The organism is Paracidovorax citrulli, from assembly GCF_900100305.1.
GTDB lineage: Bacteria > Pseudomonadota > Gammaproteobacteria > Burkholderiales > Burkholderiaceae_C > Paracidovorax > Paracidovorax citrulli.
Window position 1 is genome coordinate 1 of sequence record NZ_FNEY01000060.1, and the last position, 2,500, is coordinate 2,500.

2 tRNA genes and 2 rRNA genes (1 of these 4 cut by a window edge) are annotated in these 2,500 nt (G+C 50.8%); all 4 read right to left on the reverse strand.

What is annotated here, in order from left to right:
* Positions 1–1,813, reverse strand: a 23S ribosomal RNA gene (locus BLR99_RS22010); the annotation flags it as partial.
* A gap of 361 nt (positions 1,814–2,174) precedes the next feature.
* Positions 2,175–2,250: transfer RNA gene (locus BLR99_RS22015), tRNA-Ala, on the reverse strand.
* Positions 2,251–2,281: 31 nt separating this feature from the next.
* A tRNA-Ile gene (locus tag BLR99_RS22020) sits at positions 2,282–2,358 on the reverse strand.
* A gap of 71 nt (positions 2,359–2,429) precedes the next feature.
* Positions 2,430–2,500, reverse strand: a 16S ribosomal RNA gene (locus BLR99_RS22025) (it continues 1,458 nt past the right edge of the window).

The following is a 2,500-nucleotide window of genomic DNA, read 5'->3' on the forward strand; positions in this document are numbered from 1 at the left end:
TCACACCCTATACGTCCACTTTCGTGTTTGCAGAGTGCTGTGTTTTTATTAAACAGTCGCAGCCACCGATTTTTTGCAACCGCTTTGGGCTCCCTTTGTACAAGTTCACCTACTTGCGGCATACCTTCTCCCGAAGTTACGGTATCAATTTGCCGAGTTCCTTCTCCTGAGTTCTCTCAAGCGCCTTAGAATACTCATCTCGCGCACCAGTGTCGGTTTGCGGTACGGTCGTGTGTAGCTGAAGCTTAGTGGCTTTTCCTGGAAGCAGGGTATCACTCACTTCGTCTGCAAGCAGACTCGTTATCACCCCTCATCTAAGCCCGGCGGATTTGCCTACCGGGCACGACTACAGGCTTGAACCAACATATCCAACAGTTGGCTGAGCTAACCTTCTCCGTCCCCACATCGCACTACACATCGGTACAGGAATATTGACCTGTTTCCCATCAACTACGCATCTCTGCCTCGCCTTAGGGGCCGACTCACTCTACGCCGATGAACGTTGCGTAGAAAACCTTGCGCTTACGGCGAGGGGGCTTTTCACCCCCTTTAACGCTACTCATGTCAGCATTCGCACTTCTGATACCTCCAGCATCCGTTACCAGACACCTTCACAGGCTTACAGAACGCTCTCCTACCACGCACAGTAAACTGTGCATCCGCAGCTTCGGTAACTGGCTTAGCCCCGTTACATCTTCCGCGCAGGACGACTCGATCAGTGAGCTATTACGCTTTCTTTAAATGATGGCTGCTTCTAAGCCAACATCCTGACTGTTTTAGCCTTCCCACTTCGTTTCCCACTTAGCCAATTTTAGGGACCTTAGCTGGCGGTCTGGGTTGTTTCCCTCTTGAGTCCGGACGTTAGCACCCGGTGCTCTGTCTCCCAAGCTCTACTCTTCGGTATTCGGAGTTTGCCTTGGTTTGGTAAGTCGCCATGACCCCCTAGCCAAAACAGTGCTCTACCCCCGAAGGTAATACTTGAGGCACTACCTAAATAGTTTTCGGAGAGAACCAGCTATTTCCAAGTTTGTTTAGCCTTTCACCCCTATCCACAGCTCATCCGCTAGTTTTGCAACACTAGTCGGTTCGGACCTCCAGTACCTGTTACGGCACCTTCATCCTGGCCATGGATAGATCACTTGGTTTCGGGTCTACACCCAGCGACTGGACGCCCTATTCGGACTCGATTTCTCTACGGCTTCCCTATTCGGTTAACCTTGCCACTGAATGTAAGTCGCTGACCCATTATACAAAAGGTACGCCGTCACCCTTGCGGGCTCCGACTTTTTGTAAGCATGCGGTTTCAGGATCTATTTCACTCCCCTCCCGGGGTTCTTTTCGCCTTTCCCTCACGGTACTTGTTCACTATCGGTCGATGATGAGTATTTAGCCTTGGAGGATGGTCCCCCCATATTCAGACAGGGTTTCTCGTGCCCCGCCCTACTTTTCTCTAGCTCAGTACCACACGTCTGCTTTCACATACAGGGCTATCACCTACTATGGCCGGACTTTCCATTCCGTTTTGTTAACAGTCGTGCTATCACTAGAAGGCTCCTCCGATTTCGCTCGCCACTACTTTCGGAATCTCGGTTGATGTCTTTTCCTCGAGCTACTGAGATGTTTCAGTTCACCCGGTTCGCCTCGCATGACTATGTATTCATCATGCGATACCTCTTGCGAGGTGGGTTTCCCCATTCAGAAATCTCCGGATCAAAGCTTATTTGCCAGCTCCCCGAAGCTTATCGCAGGCTATCACGTCTTTCGTCGCCTATCATCGCCAAGGCATCCACCACATGCTCTTAGTCACTTGACCCTATAACTTTGACATCTCTTGCGAGACATCTCCGCTTTCTTTCAAGGACTTGCGAGGTCTTTCACCTCGCGCGTTATGCCGTAATGTGAATTCTTCTTCGGTATTGCTACCTAGAGAACAATTCGTCATTACTGAATTTCAACAAGCTTTCGCTCAATTGAATATTCGTTTTGACGCAATCAAATTTTTGTCACCGGCGGCACGGTGCAGTTTCCTGCTTTCCGCCGGCAACGCTGATTCGACTCTATGAATTTTTAAAGAACAGCCGATTGATCCGGTCTATACCGGACCAACAACAAAGAGGCCTCTCGCGAAGCCGCTTTGGTGTTGGTTTCTTCGCCCTACCGCAGAGCGTATTGGTTGGTGGAGGATGACGGGATCGAACCGACGACCCCCTGCTTGCAAAGCAGGTGCTCTCCCAGCTGAGCTAATCCCCCACTGATCCTCGCATCTTATGTTCGGAAGATTTGGTGGGTCTAGTTGGGCTCGAACCAACGACCCCCGCCTTATCAAGACGGTGCTCTAACCAGCTGAGCTACAGACCCATGTCGGTTAGCACCGACTTCTTCCAACAACCGATAAGTGTGGGCGTTCAATATTGAATGCTGTTTTCCAGAAAGGAGGTGATCCAGCCGCACCTTCCGATACGGCTACCTTGTTACGACTTCACCCCAGTCACGAACCCTG